Source organism: Psychromonas sp. B3M02 (genome assembly GCF_003318165.1).
Lineage (GTDB): Bacteria > Pseudomonadota > Gammaproteobacteria > Enterobacterales > Psychromonadaceae > Psychromonas.
In genome coordinates, this window is sequence record NZ_QOCB01000149.1 from 1,266 (window position 1) to 2,092 (window position 827).

Sequence of the window (827 nt, forward strand, 5' to 3'; positions counted from 1 at the left end):
GCTGTAACTCAGCCCACACTAATCCAACAGCAAGTTTAGATTTAGGGTATTCACTGGCTAACTGTAAATAATCATCACGCTGGTTAAACTCACCATTTTTATGAGACGCACGTGCAGCTGCAATATAAGTGAGTGCAGGAGAGTCACTTCGATCAGCAGACTTAGAGAGTAACTTTTGCGCTTGCTTGGTATTACCTTCTAATAACGCCAACATACCTAATAAGCTATTCTTTTGTGCTTTACGTGTTTTACGTTGCCCAAACCACCCACGTGTCAAACTGCTCATTGAGAGTACTTTTCGTAGTAGCCACTCTAATGCCAATAGTATGAAATAAAAAATAATGGCAATAAAAATAGCATTAATAATAGTGGTTTCATAGGTTGTATAGCTATCAAAGGAAACTAATATATAGCCTTTATGAGCACTCAATTCAGGCGCAAAAATTAACCCAGTGAGCAAGATGATGACAATCGCTATTAATCCAATCATATCAACTACTCCGCACTTTCAATGGTGAATGATTTACTAATGCGCTGCTTTAAGATATGTGAAAGTAAAGGTGCGCTTTTGAATTGATCTGGGTAATCAATTGAAATAGTTTCTTTACTGAGTTTCTGGACCGCATTATAAAACTGCTGTGTACTTTTATCATTCATATCGTAATAAACAGAAACTAACTTCAAAGCACCTTGTAAGGCAATATCATAGATCTCTTGTTGCTCACGATACACTGCAAATTCAGCTTTAGATAAATGGTTTCTTAAGTTTTCACTTAAGTACCAGGCTTGCTCAGGTGATAATAATGCCTCAACGGGTTTATCGCGGT

Annotated in this window: 2 protein-coding genes; both read right to left on the reverse strand. The window is 37.2% G+C overall.

The genetic code is table 11. The features are described from left to right. A partial coding sequence (locus DS885_RS16595; protein ID WP_309472402.1) for a heme biosynthesis HemY N-terminal domain-containing protein occupies positions 1–490 on the reverse strand: 490 nt, incomplete at its 3' end. Positions 491–495: 5 nt separating this feature from the next. Beyond that, positions 496–827 (reverse strand): uroporphyrinogen-III C-methyltransferase (locus tag DS885_RS16600; protein ID WP_181817783.1); only part of this gene is annotated, 332 nt, incomplete at its 5' end.